The 20,061-nt window shown below is 39.4% G+C and carries 16 protein-coding genes; 9 read left to right on the top strand and 7 right to left on the bottom strand.

The features are described from left to right. Positions 1-29 precede the first annotated feature (29 nt). Positions 30-1,358, bottom strand: a complete 1,329-nt coding sequence (locus B3P23_RS15955) for a BamA/TamA family outer membrane protein (RefSeq protein ID WP_293927964.1) — start codon at positions 1,356-1,358, stop codon at positions 30-32. A 181-nt stretch (positions 1,359-1,539) separates the two neighbouring features. On the opposite strand from B3P23_RS15955, the gene B3P23_RS15950 reads away from it, so the two are divergent. Continuing rightward, complete coding sequence (locus B3P23_RS15950; RefSeq protein ID WP_293927961.1) at positions 1,540-3,411, top strand: M1 family metallopeptidase; 1,872 nt, start codon at positions 1,540-1,542, stop codon at positions 3,409-3,411. Positions 3,412-3,575: 164 nt separating this feature from the next. Here B3P23_RS15950 and B3P23_RS15945 read toward each other — a convergent pair whose 3' ends face one another. Then, entirely contained in the window at positions 3,576-4,049 is a 474-nt protein-coding gene (locus tag B3P23_RS15945; protein WP_045752478.1) for a hypothetical protein, read from the bottom strand. Continuing rightward, positions 4,046-4,618, bottom strand: coding sequence for a hypothetical protein (locus tag B3P23_RS15940; protein ID WP_045752477.1), 573 nt, complete (start codon positions 4,616-4,618; stop codon positions 4,046-4,048). The genes B3P23_RS15945 and B3P23_RS15940 overlap by 4 nt, the downstream gene beginning before the upstream one ends. Positions 4,619-4,788: 170 nt before the next feature. On the opposite strand from B3P23_RS15940, the gene B3P23_RS15935 reads away from it, so the two are divergent. Continuing rightward, on the top strand, positions 4,789-6,480 hold the full coding sequence (locus B3P23_RS15935; protein ID WP_045752476.1) for a sodium/sugar symporter: 1,692 nt from the start codon (positions 4,789-4,791) through the stop codon (positions 6,478-6,480). Positions 6,481-6,622: 142 nt separating this feature from the next. On the opposite strand, the gene B3P23_RS15930 is transcribed toward B3P23_RS15935, so the two are convergent. Then, positions 6,623-6,886 (bottom strand): helix-turn-helix domain-containing protein, encoded by a 264-nt coding sequence (locus tag B3P23_RS15930; RefSeq protein WP_293927956.1) that lies wholly within the window; start codon positions 6,884-6,886, stop codon positions 6,623-6,625. A 643-nt stretch (positions 6,887-7,529) separates the two neighbouring features. On the opposite strand from B3P23_RS15930, the gene B3P23_RS15925 reads away from it, so the two are divergent. Further along, positions 7,530-8,105, top strand: coding sequence for a hypothetical protein (locus B3P23_RS15925; RefSeq protein WP_293927953.1), 576 nt, complete (start codon positions 7,530-7,532; stop codon positions 8,103-8,105). 186 nt (positions 8,106-8,291) lie between these two features. On the opposite strand, the gene B3P23_RS15920 is transcribed toward B3P23_RS15925, so the two are convergent. Then, entirely contained in the window at positions 8,292-8,870 is a 579-nt protein-coding gene (locus tag B3P23_RS15920; protein ID WP_045752473.1) for a hypothetical protein, read from the bottom strand. A gap of 678 nt (positions 8,871-9,548) precedes the next feature. Between B3P23_RS15920 and prpB the strand changes: the two genes are divergently transcribed. The 3 genes from prpB to B3P23_RS15905 all read left to right on the top strand — a co-directional run bounded on the left by prpB (position 9,549) and on the right by B3P23_RS15905 (position 13,100). Then, the gene (prpB, locus tag B3P23_RS15915) at positions 9,549-10,445 is read left to right on the top strand and encodes a methylisocitrate lyase (protein ID WP_293927950.1); all 897 of its coding nucleotides are present in this window, start codon (positions 9,549-9,551) and stop codon (positions 10,443-10,445) included. Next, the gene (prpC, locus tag B3P23_RS15910; RefSeq protein ID WP_293927947.1) at positions 10,426-11,580 is read left to right on the top strand and encodes a bifunctional 2-methylcitrate synthase/citrate synthase; all 1,155 of its coding nucleotides are present in this window, start codon (positions 10,426-10,428) and stop codon (positions 11,578-11,580) included. Before prpB ends, prpC begins: the two co-directional genes overlap by 20 nt. 68 nt (positions 11,581-11,648) lie before the next feature. Then, positions 11,649-13,100: a bifunctional 2-methylcitrate dehydratase/aconitate hydratase gene (locus B3P23_RS15905; RefSeq protein WP_293927944.1), complete on the top strand. Its 1,452-nt coding sequence runs from the start codon at positions 11,649-11,651 to the stop codon at positions 13,098-13,100. A gap of 198 nt (positions 13,101-13,298) precedes the next feature. On the opposite strand, the gene B3P23_RS15900 is transcribed toward B3P23_RS15905, so the two are convergent. Both B3P23_RS15900 and B3P23_RS15895 read right to left on the bottom strand, forming a co-directional pair. After that, positions 13,299-15,422 carry a 3-hydroxyacyl-CoA dehydrogenase NAD-binding domain-containing protein gene (locus tag B3P23_RS15900; protein WP_293927941.1) on the bottom strand — a complete coding sequence of 708 codons (2,124 nt, stop codon included), beginning with the start codon at positions 15,420-15,422 and terminating at the stop codon, positions 13,299-13,301. A gap of 46 nt (positions 15,423-15,468) precedes the next feature. After that, on the bottom strand, positions 15,469-16,656 hold the full coding sequence (locus tag B3P23_RS15895; protein WP_248754425.1) for an acyl-CoA dehydrogenase family protein: 1,188 nt from the start codon (positions 16,654-16,656) through the stop codon (positions 15,469-15,471). Between the two features lie 374 nt (positions 16,657-17,030). On the opposite strand from B3P23_RS15895, the gene B3P23_RS15890 reads away from it, so the two are divergent. The 3 genes from B3P23_RS15890 to B3P23_RS15880 all read left to right on the top strand — a co-directional run bounded on the left by B3P23_RS15890 (position 17,031) and on the right by B3P23_RS15880 (position 20,060). Next, entirely contained in the window at positions 17,031-18,212 is a 1,182-nt protein-coding gene (locus B3P23_RS15890) for a thiolase family protein (RefSeq protein WP_293927936.1), read from the top strand. 257 nt (positions 18,213-18,469) lie between these two features. Continuing rightward, complete coding sequence (locus tag B3P23_RS15885; protein WP_293927933.1) at positions 18,470-19,261, top strand: ATP-binding cassette domain-containing protein; 792 nt, start codon at positions 18,470-18,472, stop codon at positions 19,259-19,261. Next, a complete protein-coding gene (locus tag B3P23_RS15880) occupies positions 19,245-20,060 on the top strand; it encodes a hypothetical protein (protein WP_293927930.1) in 816 nt (271 codons plus the stop codon). The genes B3P23_RS15885 and B3P23_RS15880 overlap by 17 nt, the downstream gene beginning before the upstream one ends. The last annotated feature ends 1 nt before the right edge of the window (position 20,061 follow it).

The raw sequence follows: 20,061 nt of genomic DNA, 5'->3' as shown, positions 1-20,061 counted from the left end.
AATAGTGAAAAACTTTTATTAAGACTTTTTTAAAAAGTTTCATTGAGTCCCAAGAACACACCTCTTTGATGATATCCTCCTATAGCATAATCAATACATAGATTCGTGCGGGTCGCTTTATTAAATAAAATGCGTAATCCCGCACCACCTGCAGCCCGCCATGATTTAAACAGTTTGCTGTCCATATCATTGTTGGTAGACTGAATATTGAAAAATGTGGCACCACTGATAAATTTGTTTCGAAGGATCGGGAAACGATATTCAGCTTCATTATAGAAGTAAGACAGTCCTTTGAAAAAACCGAGGGTATAGCCCCTCCCTGATCTCAACGAATTATCTTTTGCAGTTCCCGGCAGGTCCAAGTAGGGGAGTCGTCCCGATATACGGTACGATCCATAGTTCCAAAAAGCAAGGACATGCTCTGGATTTTCCTCCGAGAGGCTAAAATATTTTCTAAAATCGGTCGTAAGCTGTATCGCGTTTTTACTACTACCCATCCATTCTTGGTTCATCCGTATTCCGATATCCGAATATATCCCTTTGTAAGCACGATTTGGGTTATCACGGGTCATGTATTGCACATTGAATAGGAGACCATTTGAATTGTATTTTTCTGCATTAAATCCATAACGCTGGCTATAGACATAATTAGGGTTGTCGTTATTTTCAGTCGATGCTGTGATATTTTTGCGGATATCAAATGCAAATCCGGCACCTAGAAAAAGATTATCAGAAACGCGTTTATATAACTTTTCATTGATGCTAAAGGAAGTGTACTTGTATACAAACAAGTTCTTGTCCGGATTGGTCAGGATATCATCGTCACTTTGCCCCGAAAATGTTTTTGTCATCCCTAAGCCTGCATCTGGATTGACCATTTTAACAATCGCCCATCCTCCTTGGATATTCCATTTATTCTCTTTTGTGTAGATATTGTGACTGACATAAAAGACCATGATCCCTTTTGTGGTAATAGACGCTGTCGATGCTGCAGTTGACATCATGGTGTTTGCTTTATCCCCCAATACAATGCCTGCGACGCCTTTGATACCAATTTGTGCTCCAATAGTGGGATTTAGTGCGATCCCTGGCATAAGGGTAATTCCTGAACGTTTTTTATATGGATTTCGCTCCTTCTTGGGATGAAAAATATTACGAAATAAATCCGAAATATCGTATTGATAGGTGGAGTTAGAGTCAATCTTATGCTGTACATAGTTGGATTGGGATTCAACACGTGACGAATCCGATACAAGTGTAACTTGAGCTTGGGTAGGACTAATAAAAGTGATGAAAAAAAGCGCTAAATAGGCTGTTACGATGTCAAATATGTCTAATTTAAGGAGCTGTTTTTTCATTTATCAAGTTTATTTTTCCTGTTTTTTATAAATTTTATCGGATATTATGTGCAGAGATTGTGTACAAATATAGTTAAAAGAAACACTTATGATATTTCTTGCCCCTCATTTTTCATACAGGCAGGCGACCTGAGTTGTACGGCGTTATCTAACTCCCTATCTTTAACAAAAAAATCATGACATGAAAATAAAGATTCTCTTCAGTTTAGTATACGTTTTCACTTGTAGTCTTTTAGCACATGGGCAGGAGCTTTACACGCCACGTCATATCAAGCAGGCATATCAAAAGGAAACAAGGAGTTTAACAGGAGCACCTGGTGCAAATTATTGGCAAAATAGAGGGCAATATACGATCCAAATAACCGTTGATCCAAAAACAAAAATAGTGTCGGGTCAACAACATATTGTTTATGAGAATAATAGTCCCGATGCCCTACATGATCTCGTGATCCACTTTGCTAATAATGTGCATAAACCCACTGCCGCGAGAGCATCTGACGTCAATACCGATTTCCTTACTTCGGGACTGAAGCTAAAGTCATTCAAATTAAATGGTCAGGTGTATGGTATAGACAGCAAGGAGTGGACAACTGCTAATCGGGTTAAATTAAAACAGGCTATTGGTGCTAGATCGACTGTAACTGTGGACATGGAATGGGAGTATCCTTTATCATTATCCAGTGATCGTGAGGGACAGATAGATCCAGGAACATATTATTGTGCGTACGCATATCCGCGTATTGCCGTATATGATGATTACAATGGTTGGGATATGTTGGAACATAATGGACGTCAAGAATTTTATCATGATTTCAACGATTATCAAGTTGAAATCCGCGTACCTAAAAATTTTGTAGTCTGGGCCACTGGAAGTTTTTTAAATCCTGAAGAAGTTTTGCAGCAAGACATCTTGCAGCGCTTTAAGAAATCATTGGGCACGGACCAAGTGATTCAAGTGGCGAGTTTAAAAGAAATGCAAGATCAGCAGGTTACAAAACAGCAAACTTGGAATAGCTGGAAGTTCAAGGCTGACCATATTTCTGATTTTTGCTTTGCTTTGAGCAATCACTATGTTTGGGATGCTTCCAGTGTGCAATTGAAGACCAAAAGAGTCAGCGTACAGGCAGCTTATCTCAACGGTACTAAAGATTTTGAGCAATACGTCGGTTGGGAACGATATTGTATCGATTGGTTTTCTAAACATTGGCCAGGAGTAGAGTACCCATTTACAACGATGACTGCTGTGCAGGGATTTGCCGATATGGAATATCCCATGATGGTCAATGATAGCAGTGTGCCCGACAATTTTATGGATGCGAGGCAAACAGTAGATCATGAAATAGCACACACTTACTTCCCATTTTATATGGGGACTAACGAAACCCGATATGCATTTATGGATGAAGGTTGGGCGACAGCGTTGGAGTTATTGATCGGAATAGAAGAAAATGGGGAAGAGGCGGCAAAGCAGTTATTTAAAGAATTTCGTGTGCAGGGTTGGATTCAAGATCCTGCTACGGAACAAGATCAACCACTGATATCTTTATCCTCGCAGTTAAGTGGCAAAGGTTATGGTAATAATGCCTATATCAAATCAGCATTGTCCTATCTGGCATTGAAAGACTACCTCGGGGACGAACTCTTCAAAAAAGCTTTGCACCATTATATGGACAACTGGAATGGTAAACATCCGACTCCTTGGGATTATTTTTACTCTTTTAATACGGGATCCGGAAAAAATCTAAATTGGTTTTGGAACAATTGGTATTTCAGTAATCATTATATCGATCTGAAGTTGGCAAAGGTCGATCAAAAGAAAAAGGGAATGACGTTGACCATTGAAAATGCAGGCGGGTTTGCAATACCATTTGATGTTATTCTGAATTATGCAGATGGTCAAAAAGAAAAAGTTCATTTTACACCACAAGTATGGGAAAAGAATCAAAGTTCAATCGTATTAAAACTGAAAACAAAGGGTCAGGTAAAAGAAGTTGTTTTGGATAATGATATTTTTATGGATTACACAGGCGACGATAATCGGGTAAGGCTGTAAGTCTCCTTTTATCGCTTCTCATTCGTGATCTTATTAATAACGGTTTGGGTATATTATTTTTGTTGAAAATAAAGATAACAGTACTCAGACCGTTATTAATTTATGTAGGACGTTAAGCGTCTTCGTTAATTAAGTATGATAAAACGAAGATGCAGATCTCCAGATCAATCATTTAATTTCTTAGGATGGCGTCTTTTTCTTTTTTCCTTAAACATCATCCTGCGTAGCTGAAAGATACCCAGAGTCATTTTATGATTGGATCGTAGATAAGGTATGCTCATGATGACGAGTAGCGAGATACAGGCAGAAGTACCCAAGGCACCCCCAAAGCCATCAAAAAATTTGCTGGTATTGATATAGATCAAACTATAGACAAGACCAGATAAAGAAACACCGATGAAGGTCGACAATTGATTGCTCGAGACCATACCAACGAACGAGGAACCAATGAAAATAAGCGGGATATGACTGACCAGTTCTTGGGGTATATACGAAGGAAAAAAATGAACAAATCCAGCAACTATGCTACTTAGTAACGAAGAGGATAGGACACCTCCGAGTTTGAGTTTGTTGTTAAAATAGTAGGTCAGTAAACTCCCAAATATTCCTGTAAAGATGAGGATGGCTGTATAGATCATGCTCTTGAAAAAAGAAATAATATCAGATAGGTAATGGCTACTCCAGCAAAAGCAAGTGTTCCCAGCTTGCCACCAACTCCATTTAGTAAACTTTTTGATATGATTAACAGAACTGCTGTACAGATACTAGCAGCTAATATAAAATAAATATCATGTGCTACTCTCGTGTTGGACATACCGACAAATGAACCGCAATAAATAGCAGGGGGCAGGTGCGATAGGTAGTCTGACTTTTTATTGAGGTACGGGATTAGTGCACCGGCCAGTCCAACCAAACTTGCAGAAAAAACAGAACCTAAGCCAAATTGATGATTTAAAAAATAACAGCTCACAGCTCCAATAGGTACCCAGACCGCAATATAAACTTTTTCGTAAGCTAATTTATTGTGATGGACAGGTGACTTAAAAAATGAAAAGAGTAATAGAAAAGAAATCAGAACGATGAAGAACGATAGTGCAATAGTAGAATTGTTTTCTTTGAAAATCGCTAATAAAAACAATAGTTGTATGATGAAAAGCATCACCAGAGAGCTATAGCGAATAACTCTATTTGAGGATATTTTTGACATTATTGGGCAAAAATACAAAGAAAATTGATAAAGAAACAGTAAAATCACACAATTGTTAAATACTTAAAATCGATAGCCTCAGGATTTTACTTCAATAAATATGAAAATCTGAAATAAATATTTCTATATTTAGCCTCAATTTCATAACTAAATCTAATTAATCTTACATAATGAATACTATTTTAAGTACGAAGGATTATATTGTATTTTTTGTATACTTTATAATCGTTGCTTCTTATGGTTTGTGGATCTACTACAAAAAGAAGTCAGCTTCAGAGGGTGCAAAGGATTATTTCCTAGCAGAGGGATCATTGACCTGGTGGGCCATTGGTGCTTCATTAATTGCGTCAAACATTTCTGCAGAACAATTTATTGGGATGAGCGGTTCCGGTTTTAAGATGGGACTTGCTATTGCTGCGTATGAATGGATGGCTTCCATCACATTGATTGTTGTGGCTATATTCTTTATGCCTGTCTATCTTAAAAATAAGATATTCACCATGCCTCAATTCCTCAACCAGCGTTATAACGGAACTGTAGCGATGATCATGGCTGTGTTTTGGCTCATGCTATATATTGTGGTCAATTTAATGTCTATCCTTTATCTTGGAGCTGTTGCCATCAGCGGTATTTCTGGTTTAGACTTGACCCTCTGTATTATGTTATTAGCTGTTTTCGCCATTATTATTACTCTGGGAGGAATGAAAGTAATTGGCTATACAGATGTTATTCAGGTATTTTTCTTAGTATTAGGAGGTTTAGTTGCTACGTACTTGGCATTAAACATCATATCCGATGGCAACGGGGTATTAGCAGGTTTTACGACACTACACAATGATGCTCCAGAGCATTTTCATATGATATTTAAAACAGATAATCCTAATTATATGGATCTACCAGGTATCAGTGTATTGATCGGGGGGATGTGGATTGCAAATTTAAGTTATTGGGGCTGTAATCAGTATATCACACAGCGTGCATTAGGAGCTTCTTTGCCTACGGCAAGAAATGGCCTCTTATTTGCCGCCTTTTTAAAATTACTGATGCCTGTGATCGTAGTGATACCCGGTATTGCTGTGTACTATATTGTCAATAAAAATCTAGGAGCTATCGATTCTTCCAGTTTATTGACCTCAACAGGTGCGCAAGATCCAAATAAAGCATATCCAGCATTGCTGACGCTACTTCCCGCAGGCTTGAAAGGTCTGTCTTTTGCTGCTTTAACCGCTGCTATAGTCGCATCATTAGCAGGAAAAGCAAATAGTATTGCGACCATCTTTACCTTAGATATCTATCAAAAAGCAATCAATAAAGATGCTTCTGAAAAGAACTTGGTCAATGTGGGTAAACTAGCAGTCATCGTTTCCATGGTCTTAGGTACAGGTTTAGCACTTATCTTGGGCGAATCATTGATGGGAGAAGGAAAACAAGGATTCCAATATATCCAAGAATATACAGGATTTGTTTCTCCAGGCATTTTTGCCATGTTTATTCTAGGTTTTTTCTGGAAGAAAACGACTTCAAATGCAGCTATGTTTGCAACAATTGGTGGATTTATTTTATCCGTACTTTTCAAAAAATTACCCGATCTTATGGATCTTTCATTTTTATCAAGTACAGGTTTCTCGGTATTAAATCCAGCTACAGGTATTTATGAAATTCCATTCATTGACCGGATGAGTTTTGTATTTATCATCTGTGTCATCTTCATGGTGATCATTAGTTTAATTGACAACAAACGCGGAATTGTTCCTAAAGGACTGGAAATCGATACCAAAATGTTTAAAGCACACAACGGTTTCGTAATCGGATCATTGCTGGTCGTGATGATTGTGGTCGCTTTATATTCTATTTATTGGTAAAAAATCTCGTATATAGATGCGGACAACAGGGTCGATATATATAGCATTAAAAAACGGCATCCACTGGATGCCGTTTTTATTTCCCTAAGATTTTTTATTAGACGCTGGTTTAGCGCCTTTCTTCAGATCTAATCCAGATTGCCTACTCAGGCGGTGCTGTTTCCGAAATACGTGATTCAATAGGTTCTTCCGGGAGAAATTCCTTAGGGCTACAATGAAACAATAGCGCTAGTCTATTCAATTGATCATAAGAATACATACTGTCCGAACTTTGCATTTCTATTTGACCAATATAACCCGCAGAGACCTGTATGAGTGCGGCAATCTTAGCTTGACTCATATTCAAATCTTTCCTTTTTTTGCGGACCAGGCTGACAATTTCAAATTCTATAAGTGATTTAGGCATAATAATTTAAAAAATATTTGCTTAGTATTAGCTAAGTAATTATATTTGTTTCACTTAGTTTTTACTAAGTTTTCTACCAATTGCTGTTGATATTCAAGATTCAAATGGATATAACAGCAATGAAAACAAAATAAGTTGAACAAGATTCAATAACCAATTATAAATTATGAAAATGCAAACTAGACACTGTTGGCAATGTCAATCTCAAATTCAGGTTCATTGCGTTTTCCAAGTAGTATTGACAAAGAACATCAAATGTTATCGAGAATAAATGGATAAATCTTTAAAAATTAATAGGTTATTGGTCTTCCTTTGCAGCATGTTTTCGCCTTCATGCTGTATGAAATTGATTATGGATGGTGGCCTACCTTATAATTTTTACCGACCCGCTTTTCTATTGAATGATACGATGAAAAGAAATCTGCTATTTTATTCTTGACACGATAAATATAGTATTTTTTCTTTGGTAAGTCAACGATAGCTTTATGTATTTAGACCTCTTGTTTTTACGTAATGAAGGTGGGTCGGTTTTTAATAATAATCATGGATGGTGTCTATGGGAAGATTCGGGGGAATTTGGTATTGGACAAACTTCGTGATAAAATGCTTAATAGGTAGGATAACCAAATTATAACTAATTACAATGAAAACATTACTGCTAGAACGCTTTAAGACTCGTCAGACAAGAGAATTTCAATCCCATAATCGGGAACAGCCGCTCAAGAGTATTTTAAAGATAAAGCCTAGAGAACGCTATTATTCGCAGTTCATCCCATTATTAGAAGATTTGGATTCATACAGTTGTGTAGTCCGCGATGAGCATGCGGATGTGCTCCGAATCTCCTTAGTTAATATGGCAATCTATGAATTTTATCTGTTTGCTTTTGGCCTATCTGGTGCTTTTCCTGTCTCCCGTATTTTTGTATACAATTGCGACCGATGTCACTATGTCCATGATCAGGAATGTGGAGATCTAAGAGTCTGGAAAAAAAACCATCTTTATTGTTATGAACTTACATTGCCGGCAGCAACAGAGAGGGAAGAGTATCAACAGAGAATCCTGAACGATCTGAATACTAGATTTCATCTGGAGGTGCGATTAGAAAAAGAACAGGTCGTCTCTGATATTTATTTTAATGAAATGATGGGCTGTCCAGCTGCGACCAGCTGGCACGAACAGACGGTTATGACCATTAAACCTATGGTCATGATGTCGTGATAGGCGCAGTGATGAGACCGATCTGGGGCTTACTTTTTTCCAAAACAGTTTGCAATTCCACAAGGCGTGCTGCATGATGGAGATGAGATCATATTTTTACCAATTATTATATGAAAGCGTAATCCGCTAGAAAGGCCTGTACGAATTTGTATAGGCCTTTTCTATTTTCTTTCTGCAATCTGTTACCTACCGCTGTCCAGGTAAGTAGATTTGGAAACCAAGTCCTACGCCCAGACCTGAGGCTTTTTCGCCTAAGTTTACATTTGATTTTGTGTAATTATAGCCCACAGTCGCCTCTAGTGCTACTGTTCTTGTGATGAAGTGCGCATAACCGAGATTTGCACCCAAGGCCAACGATGCCCCTTTTCCGACTGAGCTACCCGCGATACCGATATCTCCCTGTCCGAAAAAGCGACCTGACGAAGATGATCCCTCTGGGAAGTAATAGCGTACAAACGGTGCAATACCATAATTCCACTGATTATCATGATCTTTTACAGCTATAAAACCTAAGTTAGCTTGAGCTCCAATAGCGATACCATCCGAGACAAAATAACCAGCTCTTGGTTGTACATTGACATTAAAGGCTTTTCCTTCAAAACTGTAACCGAGATTTGCCAAGGAACCACCGACCATCCAGTTACCCTTTTTGATTGGAGCAGTGCCAACATCTGCTGAACTTTGTGGAATAGTTTCGATTCTTTGAGCATTTGCACCAAAAGCTATTCCCCCCATTATTGTAAGTAGTAGTGCTAATTTTTTCATGAGTCTTAAGTTTTTCTATATAATTAACGATTCTTGTTTATTATATAACAGTAAAAGAAAATAAAAGTTTTAATTTCTTTTAGTTTTAACTTACAAATTACCGCTACAGCAATTTCATTCTAATTTTTAACTGTAAAATTTTTAATAGCTAAAAAACTAATATACACGCATTAAAAATAGAAATTTGGTCTATTGACCGTTCATGTGTTACCGGATTTAAAATCTGGGATCAACTTATTGTTTTTGCAGTGCTGTTTGTGCATAAGCGCAACAAGGTGAGCGCTCAACGAATGGTTTTAAGATGGATAATGATCCATTGAAAAATGATTGGATGTTGAAGCAATGATCGGGTTCGCTTCTCTATGATCTTCAATTGAATTTGCTTTGATAAACCCCAATTATAGCCTCACTACCATCTATTTTTTTTACGTATTTTAATCATTTAAAAGCTTTGTGAATCAGCTTATTGTGTATTTTTGATTACACTGTGTATTGCATACAATTTCAAGATATTTCCTCCTCGTTATTTGCATTTTCAAGTTTTATTTTTCTTATCTTTAGCAGAAACGGAGGTTATTGAGCACCTTATAATTGCTGAAAAATAGTCTCTAAAAATAATAAAATAGGTGTCATGCATCACAGCTCGGCTTTCGCGCTAATTTTATAATATCCAATTATATGATAAAAACCGCAGGTCTTCTTTTTAGAGAAGCGATCAAGAATGAAAAACCATTACAAGTAGTTGGCGCTATCCATGCTAATCATGCGCTATTGGCTCAACAGGCCGGCTTTCAAGCCATTTATTTATCAGGAGGGGGTGTAGCAGCTGGTTCATTAGGAATTCCCGACCTTGGGATCACAACACTGGAAGATGTCTTGGTTGATGTTCAACGGATTACCAATGTATGCCCGCTGCCATTATTGGTTGATATTGATACTGGATTTGGTCCATCGGCATTTAATATAGCGCGGACTATTCAATCCTTGATAAAAGCTGGTGCCGCGGCCGTACATATGGAAGACCAGGTTGGAGCAAAACGTTGTGGCCATCGACCGGGAAAAGAATTGGTGTCAAAAACAGAAATGGTCGATCGTATCAAGGCTGCAGTAGACGCTAGAACGGATCAAACCTTTGTCATTGGTGCCCGCACGGATGCCTTAGCCTCAGAAGGACTGGAGGCCGCACTGGAAAGGGCAGTGGCCTACAAAGAAGCAGGTGCAGATTTTATTTTTGCAGAGGCTGTCCATGAATTGCAGCAATATCAAAGCTTTAGCGATGCTACCCAGCTTCCGATTTTGGCCAACATCACCGAATTTGGTCAAACGCCGCTGTTCACCCGAGAAGAATTATCCCAAGTGGGTGTTTCCATTATTCTATACCCACTTTCTGCTTTTAGAGCTGCAAATAAGGCAGCTGAAAATGTATACCAACATATACGGCAAGATGGTACGCAAGCTGCTGTAATACCCCATATGCAGACGCGGGAAGAACTGTACCGTAGCATTAATTATTACGCATATGAAAATAGATTAGATCAATTGTTCAATAGTAAGCATGATGATAGAAACAAATGAAAAGGGTTTTAAACCCAAGAAAAGCGTGGCATTATCCGGTGTGGAAGCTGGCAATACAGCGTTAAGCACAGTTGGCAAAAGTGGTAACGATTTGCACTACCGCGGTTATGATATTTTGGAACTTGCCGAACAAGCTAGTTTTGAAGAAGTAGCGTATTTGTTGATTTATGGGAGTTTACCGACCAAGGCTCAGCTCACCACTTATCAAGCGCAGTTAATTAGCCAGCGTGGGTTGCCGATTGCGATACAAAAAGTATTAAAACAATTGCCAACTACAGCGCACGCCATGGATGTGCTTCGTACCTATGTTTCCGTATTTGGGAGTATTCAACCCGAAAAAGAGAGTCATCCCATTGCTGGAGCACGTGATATTGCCAATCGTTTGATGGCCTCCATGGCTTCTGCTTTGCTATATTGGTACCACTTTAGCCAGCATGGACGTGAGATCGATGTGGAGACCACGGATGGAACATTAGGTGCACATTTTTTACATCTTTTACATGGAACTCCCCCGCCAGCATCATGGGTCAGGGCGATGCAGGTATCTCTTAATCTCTATGCCGAACATGAGTTTAATGCTTCAACCTTTACCGCACGTGTGATAGCAGGTACTGGTTCTGATCTTTATTCGAGTATTGCTGGAGCTATCGGAGCACTGCGTGGTCCAAAACATGGCGGAGCCAATGAAGTTGCTTTTGAAATACAGAGCCGGTATGCCGATGCTGACGAAGCAGAAGCTGATATTCGAAAACGGTTAGCCAATAAAGAAGTAATCATTGGTTTCGGACATCCTGTTTATACGATCTCTGATCCACGCAATCAAGTGATCAAGCAGATTGCTAAAGAGCTTTCCGAAGAAGCTGGTGATATGACACTTTATGCTATTGCCGAACGTTTGGAATCAGTGATGTGGGAGGAAAAGAAAATGTTTCCAAATCTGGATTGGTATTCGGCGGTTTCCTACCATTTGATGGGCATTCCGACTGAAATGTTTACCCCTTTATTCGTCTTGTCACGGATTACGGGCTGGTCTGCACATGTATTTGAACAGCGACAAGATGGTAAGATCATTCGACCGAGTGCGCACTACATAGGTCCCGAAAATCGACCTTTTGTTCCTCTTTCCGAGCGGTAAAATAGGCGATAGCATCTGAGGATTAGTATGGTAATTTATATATACACTTAATAGTTTTTTTTAATAAAATGGCATCACAAATTTCGAATGACAGACCGCAAGCTGATCAGGTATTAGCTGATATTGCGGATTATGTCCTGCATTATAAAGTCGAAAGTAAAGTGGCATGGAACACCGCATTTTACTGTTTTTTAGATACACTGGGATGTGGCTTTGAAGCGTTGACCTATCCCGCTTGTACCAAATTATTAGGACCTGTTGTACTGGGCACCATAGTCCCTCATGGGGCTAAAGTACCAGGCACTTCCTATCAATTGGATCCGATTCAAGCGGCCTTTAATATCGGTGCCATTATTCGCTGGTTAGACTTTAATGATACCTGGTTAGCTGCCGAGTGGGGACACCCTTCGGATAACTTGGGCGGGATCTTGGCTACGGCAGATTGGTTGAGCAGAACACGGATCGCTAATGGGGAAAAACCATTGAAAACAAAGGCGGTGCTGGAAGCGATGATCATGGCACATGAGATCCAAGGTGTGCTGGCTTTGGAAAATTCTTTTAATAAAGTCGGTTTAGACCATGTTATATTAGTGAAAGTGGCATCTACCGCTGTTGTTGGTAAATTGTTGGGTTTGAGTCGCGAGGAGTTGATCAATGCCATTTCTTTGGCCTTTGTCGATGGGCAGGCATTGCGTACCTATCGTCATGCTCCTAATACAGGGAGCCGAAAATCATGGGCTGCCGGTGATGCGACATCTCGTGCAGTGAAGTTGGCATTAATGGCTCAAACGGGAGAGATGGGATACCCTTCGGTACTTTCAGCACCTGTATGGGGATTTTACGATGTGTCCTTCAAAGGACAAGCTTTCAAATTTCAGCGGCCTTATGGCTCTTATGTCATGGAAAATATCCTATTTAAGATTTCTTTTCCAGCCGAATTTCACTCACAGACAGCAGTTGAAGCAGCGATGCAATTGCACGATCAGTTAAAAGCTATCGGAAAAACAGCAGCAGATATTGCCCATATTCAAATTCGTACCCATGAGGCAGCCATACGTATTATTGATAAGAAGGGACCGCTGCACAATCCTGCAGATCGGGATCATTGCATACAATATATGGTCGCAGTACCTTTGTTATTTGGTCGACTGACTGCTGAAGATTATGAAAATCAGGTAGCAGCAGATCAACGTATCGATGTATTGCGCGATAAAATGAGCTGTGTAGAAGATGTTCAATTTACGGAAGATTACCATAATCCTGAAAAGAGAGCCATTGCCAATGGACTTACGGTCACGCTCAACGATGGTACCGTGCTCGCGGAGGTTCTGGTTGAATATCCAATAGGCCATCCCCGTCGTCGCGATGAAGGAATTCCTAAACTAATTGAAAAATATAAAATTAATTTAGCCCGTATCTTTGCAGATAAGCAACAAAAACAGATCTTAAATGCAACATTGGACTACGATACCTTTATTGATATGGATGTCAATCAGGTCGTTGATTTGATGATGAAATAAGGTTAGAAAGTTAACAGGTTAGAAGGTTATAGTGTTAGAAAGTTAGGAATTCGCTTTGTTACTGCGTTACTGGTCACTATAGTCACTGCGTTACTAATCACTTTGTTACTGCGTCACTAGTCACTGCGTTATTAGATCACTATCGTCCATAAAAAAGGCCTGCTTATCAAATGAACAAGCAGGCTTTTTTTGAATACATCAGTTTTTGTTTTCAACAGGCCAATTTGACTGTAGTCCTGAGTAAAATTTATAATTTTCTTTTGCTAGCTCCTCCAGAGATTCTGGAATGATCCATTGCTCACCTAAATGTGCAAAAGTTTGACAGTCCTTCACAAATTGCTGAAGGCCTACCTGATCCATATGACCAAATACACCACCCGTCTGTACAGGATATCCTATACCCAGGGTTGCACCAACATCGGCATCTATGGGACGATCCAGTACACCCTCTATTAAGCATCGGTAACTATCGAGTGACATCACGTGCAACAACCTATTTTGTATGGTTTCTAGTTTTGGTAAGGTGTCCAATTTGGGTAGGGTAGCATCCTGCCAGATTGTTTTTTTTCCAGATCCCATATCGTAATCGTAAAAACCCTTACCCGATTTTCGACCATTTCGTCCAGCCTCTACCAGTGTCTCCAAATAATGGTAACACCGTTTTTGGCTAGGGTGCAGTTGTGGCAACTGATCATACACATGTAGCATCAGCGCTAAGGAAATTTCATCAAGTACTGCAAGCGGCCCTACCGCAAATCCTGCATGTTTTGCTTGTTCATCAATCAATGCCGCTGGAATACCCTCTAGCAACATTGTGACAGCTTCCAATAAATAATTAAAAAAAATACGGGAAGTAAAAAATGCGGGACCATCATGGACAATAATCGGAATCTTATCCAGTTTGCGCACGACTTTTAACGCTTTAGCCAAGGTCTCTTCACTCGTTTTTTTTCCTTTAATGACCTCCACTAAAGCCATACGATCTACCGGTGAAAAGAAATGCAGACCAATAAAGTTTTCTGGCTTAGGACTGACCAATGCCAATTCACTGATGGGTAGAGAGGTCGTGTTGGATGCAAAAAATCCTTCCTTGCTCAGGAAAGGAAGTGTTTCAATGCTCACTGCAGCTTTGAGTTTCTTATCTTCAAATACAGCTTCGACAATGAGATCCACTTCACCAAAATTGTCGAGCTGATCTGTAGGATGGATACGGGAAAGGAGTACCTGTCTTTTTTCCTCATCCATTCTTCCCAATTCTACCCATTTAGACGATACTTTCTCAGCATATGCTTTTCCTTGTTCCGCCTGATGTATGGTCACGTCTTTCAAGATGACATCAATACCTGCCCGAGCGGCTTCAAAAGCAATTCCAGATCCCATCATCCCCGCACCCAGCACCGCTATTTTTTTTACGGTGTAGGCACTGTTGTCTACAGGTCCGGAGGAACTGATCGCTTCTTGAACAGCAACATGTTGTGTGCGGATGATACTCCATGTTATTGGATCTTGGAGGACCTTGATATAGTTTTCAATTTCAAGTTCTAGCGCCTCCCTTTTTGAAATTGCTGTACTCTTATCCATTACTTGTAGACAACATGCGATGTTTGGGCTGAGAGCATACCGTTTTCTAATAGGGTCAGCTAGTTGATGCCAAAGTTCTTCGTCCCAGATACTTTTTGTACTTGACTTCGCACAGTTTACAGGATCGAGGATCCATGCTCGCGCAAGCTGTAGTGCAGCGTCTTTATCGGATGCGATTTCGTCAATAAGTCCTATCGATTTTGCTTGTCCAGCTGTTATGTTATTCCCTTGTGTCAATAAAGACAATGCAGCATCTAACGGAAGTAGTTGCGTAGCCAGTACGGTAGCTCCCAATCCTGGAAATAGCCCTAGTTTAATTTCTGGAAACCCCAATTTTACCTGTCCTAAAGCAATGCGATAATGTGCCCAGAGCATCGCCGAAAGTTGAAAGCTTTGACTATCATCCAAGATGATCCCCACGATAGGCTTACCCTGTTCTTGTAGCTGGTTCCAGCTCATGACCAGCTTGGTCAAGCGCTTTTTAAGGAGAGATCCTTCTTTTGCTTGGTTCAGCAATGCTTCGTAGTCGATGGCTTGTTGACCACGGGGGGTGTTGAAGACTATTCCTGTCACCTCTGCATCTTCGATATTTTTTGTCATAACAGCAACAAATTCTTCCAAAAGATCAAGGCATTCCCCTTGATTGGTATCGGCCGTATGAATCGGGCTGATGAATACCATTCCTTTGTCATCTTTTTCGCTCTGGAAATGCATGAAGCTGATATTTTTCACAATGTCCATAATAATCATTTATGTAAAAAATCGATCTAAACGATCGATCTCGAAATTAATTTGAAGCAATAGGCGTGCTAGCTTGTTGTTGATAGTTGACCTTATCAATGGTCATTTTAGCAATGATTTCCAGCATGATCTCAGAAGTACCACCGATAATCGTACCTACGCGAACATCACGGTACAAGCGAGCTATTTTATAATCTTCTGTAAAAGCATATCCGCCAAAAAATTGAAAACATTGGTTCACGACACGAACCGCGAGTTCACTAGCTTGTAGTTTAGCGATTGAACATTCTTTAACCGCATACATTCCCGACTGTTGTAAGTCACAGCATGAATAGATAAAAGCTTTTGTGACCGCTATATCGGCGACCATTTGTGCTACACGATGTCTGACCACTTGAAAATCCTGAATCTTTTGTTTGAAAGCTTCTCTTTTATTGATATACTCCATCGTGTAGGCAAGAGCCGAGTCAGCAGTGGAGATACTATGAATCGCAGCCGTAAGACGTTCCAGTTGCAATCCATCCATTAAATAACTAAAACCAGCACCTTCTTCTCCAATCAAGTGCGATACCGGTACTTTGACTTGATCAAAACCCAATTCAGCAGTATCCGAAGCGTGCCATCCCATTTTGTTGATTTTGGTAGCACTCACACCAGCCGCATGGCGATCGATCAAAATTAAACTGATACCCTTACTTCCCTTGCTCGGATCAGTCTTTACCGCGGTGATAAAAAAATCACCATAAAAACCGTTCGTAATAAAAGTCTTAGAACCATTGATCATGTAATGATCTCCCTCACGGATCGCAGTTGTTTTTATTTTTTGCACATCGGATCCCGCCCCTGGTTCAGTGATGGCTACAGCGCTGATCAGATCTCCAGCAATAACCCCTTTTAAATATTTTTCTTTTAATTCTTCAGACGCGTACTTCAATAAGTAAGGAGCCGACATATACTGGATCACCAATGCCGTAATGGTAAATCCTCCAGAAAAACAATGAGAAAGCTCCTCGCACAAAATCATCGAATAATAGAAATCCAAATCAAGTCCGCCATAAGCTTCCGGATAATTGAGTCCTGTGAAGCCCATATCGCCCATTTTTTTCCAAATAGAACGATCGATTTTTCCTTCCTCTTCCCATTGATCGATATGGGGGAGGATTTCTTTGCGGATGAATGCTTTTAAACTTTCGCGGAATACGTGATGCTCAACGGTTAATTGTGTTGCTTGCATATGCTATTAAGTTATATTGGTTATACTTTAATTTGGACTTAGTGTTCCAAATAAGTTTGAAGCTAAATTAAATTAAAAAGATGATCTTTTCATTTATTTGAAGGTTAAAATTTTGTGAAACTCTTTTTAAAACAGTTAGTTCCCTGTTTTTAGCTTGTTTTTAGCCTTTTTTTAGCAATTTTTCAGGTAAAATTAAAATATCTCCTTAAGCTGTTGATTTACTGTTTACTATTTTTGTACCTTTAAACATAACTTTATGATAGAGCTACTCCTAAAAGTTTATGTTTAAGTGTACACCGATCTGTATTCACGCGATGCAGATTTCAGGCTTACACAGGACAAGGTAGTAGCATAGATAACCAAAATAATAAACGATGACTAAAAAAGTATTTATTGTCGCTGCACAGCGTACAGCAATCGGAAGCTTTGGGGGAGGACTATCCACCTTGAGCTCAACAGAGCTGGGCGCTTATGCTGTAACTGCTGTTTTGCAACAGGCCACTGTTGATGGAACAGAAGTCGATGAAGTGTTAATGGGCTGTGTTTTGCAGGCTGATCTGGGACAGGCCCCAGCACGGCAGGTGGCGAAATATGCCAGTCTACCTGATCATATTCCCGCAACTACCATTAATAAGGTTTGTGCAAGTGGCATGAAGGCGGTGGCATTGGGTGCGCAAGCTATTTTATTAGGCGATGCCGAAACGGTATTGGCAGGAGGTATGGAAAGCATGAGCCGGGTTCCTTATTATGTACCTGCTGCACGTTGGGGAGCGAAGTATGGAAATCAAACTTTGGTCGATGGTGTACAGCGAGATGGACTCAGTGATGCTTATTCTCAAGATGCCATGGGTGTTTTTGGCGAATTGTGTGCCGCTAAATATGGCGTTAATCGAGAAGAACAAGATGCATATGCCGTCTCTTCTTATACCCGAAGCCGTGATGCATGGCAGCAAGGAAAGTTTGATAAAGAAGTGACCCCCGTTACTATATCCACGCGCAAAGGTGAGCAGATTGTAAAACAGGATGAAGAATTCACACAAGTTAATTTTGATAAAATATATACCTTAAAACCAGCTTTTCAGAAAGAAGGAACCATCACGGCTGCCAATGCCTCCACATTAAGTGATGGTGCCGCAGCATTATTGTTGATGTCAGGCGAAAAAATGGAAGAACTCGGTTTAAAGCCTTTAGCTGAAATTATAGCCTATGCGGATGCAGAGCAAGAACCCGAATGGTTTACCACAACACCAAGTCTGGCAGTGAAAAAAGTACTACAGAAAGCCAATCTGACTTTGGACGATATCGATTTCTTTGAATTCAATGAAGCATTCTCCGTTGTGGCATTGGCAAATGCACGGATACTGGATATTTCCTTGGAAAAAATAAACGTTTACGGTGGAGCAGTTTCATTAGGACATCCCTTAGGCTGTTCAGGTGCACGAATTCTAGTAACCTTAACAAGTGTGCTGCAACAAGAAGGTGGACAATATGGATTAGCAGCGATATGTAATGGTGGCGGAGGAGCATCTGCCATGATTCTTAAAATATGTGAGTAGTTTTGTGAAAGTAGGTTTTTAAAGACCGATTATCCATGTATAATGGATAATCGGTCTTTTTGTTTGATATGGTTTATGGATCAAAAATGAACTTTAATGGCGTGCAATTCATGGGTGATGAAAAAATATAATAATAAAAAAATTGCTTTTTAAATTTTCCTTTCTATATTAGTGTATTAATTAAATAATACAGTAGTATGATAACTATTAAAAACCTAAATTTCAGCTACAGCAAAACGCGACCATTATTTAAAAATATGGACTTAACATTAAAAGAAGGACATATTTATGGTTTGTTGGGGAAAAATGGAGCAGGCAAGTCAACCTTACTTAAGAATATGGCCGGTTTGGTCTATCCTGTCAGTGGTACGATTGAAGTGTTACATTATAATCCCTGCCATCGCGAACCTGCTCTGCTTCAGGAAATCAGTTTTATTCCTGAGGAATTTCATTTACCTGCAGTGAAATCCGCCACTTTTGTAAAGGCGAATGCCGTCTTTTACCCCAAATTTGATCATCAGTATTTTCAGCAGCTGATCCAGGAGTTTGAGATTCCGATCGAACAAAAGTTGGCCAACATGAGCTATGGGCAGAAGAAAAAATACATTATATCATTTGGTTTGGCTTCCAATACCAAAATCATGATTATGGATGAACCGACCAATGGACTGGATATTCCTTCAAAAGTACAATTTCGTAAGATTATGGCTTCAGCGATATCGGACGAACGCTGTGTTATTATTTCAACCCACCAGGTACGTGATCTTGACAACCTGATCGATGCGGTTATCCTACTGGATGAACATCGTGTGGTCTTGAATGCAGATGTGAATATCATTACAGATCGGATCAGTTTCAAAAAAGTGCGGGAGTTAAGTGACGATGTGCTCTATTCAGAACCCGCAATAGGGGGCTATAATACGATAGAGCTGAATACATTGGGCGACGATTCTAAATTAGATCTCGAACTCTTGTTTAATGCCGTTTTACAGAAAAAAGAATTGATTACAAACCTTTTAAACGTTACAGAAGATGTCGAACGTATTTAATTTTAATCGCTTATGTGCATTGATCCGCCGGCAATGGATTGCTGTGGGTAAAATCTATATGATGTCGATAGTGATCATTGCTGGAATCTTTATTGCTTTTTATGGATTTAGTATCAGTATGAGTTATGAAGATTTGAAAACTAATCCACAGCTGATGGCTAGCGTTTTGACTTTTAGACAACCTTTATTTTATCTTTTAGGATTGTTTTTTGTTACGATCATATCGAGCAGTTATTTTTCTGATTTGGGACAGAAGACTAAGGCTATTTTTGAATTGATGATTCCGGCTTCGCAGGTAGAAAAATTTCTTTCGGCATTATTTTATACTATTGTTGTCAGTATTTCGGCTTATATCTTACTCTTCTTTTTAGTCGATCTAGCATTTGTATCTTATTTGAAAAGTTTTGGAACCTATACCACAACTGAAATTTTACTATCGGGGGAGAAAGTGACACGTGAAAACCTAACCTATTTCTTTGAATTGAAAAAATGGGACTTCCTGCATTATTTTTACTTTTTACCTATTTTGTTAAACGGAATATTCTTACTGGGATCTATCGCTTATCAAAATTATCAATACATTAAAACAGCCATTACTATGATCGTGTATGTCGCCATTTGGATGATCACATTTGTTTATGTGATGAAACTAACCACGAATAATACAATTGGACTCGAGAACGGTAATTATTTTCAAGATGAAGTTCATGTATTTCAGCTCTTCTTCGGAATAGGAATTATTTTATCATTGATATTTTTAAGTTTAGCATTTTTGAAATTAAAGGAAAAGGAGGTTTAAG

The organism is Sphingobacterium sp. UBA6320 (assembly GCF_002440335.1).
Taxonomy (GTDB): Bacteria; Bacteroidota; Bacteroidia; order Sphingobacteriales; family Sphingobacteriaceae; genus Sphingobacterium.
The sequence above is the reverse complement of the archived record's forward strand: the minus strand, read 5'-3'. Positions and strand labels throughout refer to the sequence as shown.

Excerpts from the sequence above, each read along its gene's own strand:
- B3P23_RS15935 (WP_045752476.1), top strand. The coding sequence starts at position 4,789 with ATGAATACTATTTTAAGTACGAAGGATTATATTGTATTTTTTGTATAC.
- B3P23_RS15895 (WP_248754425.1), bottom strand. The coding sequence starts at position 16,656 with ATGCAAGCAACACAATTAACCGTTGAGCATCACGTATTCCGCGAAAGT.
- B3P23_RS15950 (WP_293927961.1), top strand. The coding sequence starts at position 1,540 with ATGAAAATAAAGATTCTCTTCAGTTTAGTATACGTTTTCACTTGTAGT.
- B3P23_RS15945 (WP_045752478.1), bottom strand. The coding sequence starts at position 4,049 with ATGATCTATACAGCCATCCTCATCTTTACAGGAATATTTGGGAGTTTA.
- B3P23_RS15880 (WP_293927930.1), top strand. The coding sequence starts at position 19,245 with ATGTCGAACGTATTTAATTTTAATCGCTTATGTGCATTGATCCGCCGG.
- B3P23_RS15955 (WP_293927964.1), bottom strand. The coding sequence starts at position 1,358 with ATGAAAAAACAGCTCCTTAAATTAGACATATTTGACATCGTAACAGCC.
- B3P23_RS15885 (WP_293927933.1), top strand. The coding sequence starts at position 18,470 with ATGGACTTAACATTAAAAGAAGGACATATTTATGGTTTGTTGGGGAAA.
- prpB (WP_293927950.1), top strand. The coding sequence starts at position 9,549 with ATGATAAAAACCGCAGGTCTTCTTTTTAGAGAAGCGATCAAGAATGAA.
- prpC (WP_293927947.1), top strand. The coding sequence starts at position 10,426 with ATGATGATAGAAACAAATGAAAAGGGTTTTAAACCCAAGAAAAGCGTG.
- B3P23_RS15905 (WP_293927944.1), top strand. The coding sequence starts at position 11,649 with ATGGCATCACAAATTTCGAATGACAGACCGCAAGCTGATCAGGTATTA.
- B3P23_RS15940 (WP_045752477.1), bottom strand. The coding sequence starts at position 4,618 with ATGTCAAAAATATCCTCAAATAGAGTTATTCGCTATAGCTCTCTGGTG.
- B3P23_RS15900 (WP_293927941.1), bottom strand. The coding sequence starts at position 15,422 with ATGGACATTGTGAAAAATATCAGCTTCATGCATTTCCAGAGCGAAAAA.
- B3P23_RS15930 (WP_293927956.1), bottom strand. The coding sequence starts at position 6,886 with ATGCCTAAATCACTTATAGAATTTGAAATTGTCAGCCTGGTCCGCAAA.
- B3P23_RS15890 (WP_293927936.1), top strand. The coding sequence starts at position 17,031 with ATGACTAAAAAAGTATTTATTGTCGCTGCACAGCGTACAGCAATCGGA.
- B3P23_RS15920 (WP_045752473.1), bottom strand. The coding sequence starts at position 8,870 with ATGAAAAAATTAGCACTACTACTTACAATAATGGGGGGAATAGCTTTT.
- B3P23_RS15925 (WP_293927953.1), top strand. The coding sequence starts at position 7,530 with ATGAAAACATTACTGCTAGAACGCTTTAAGACTCGTCAGACAAGAGAA.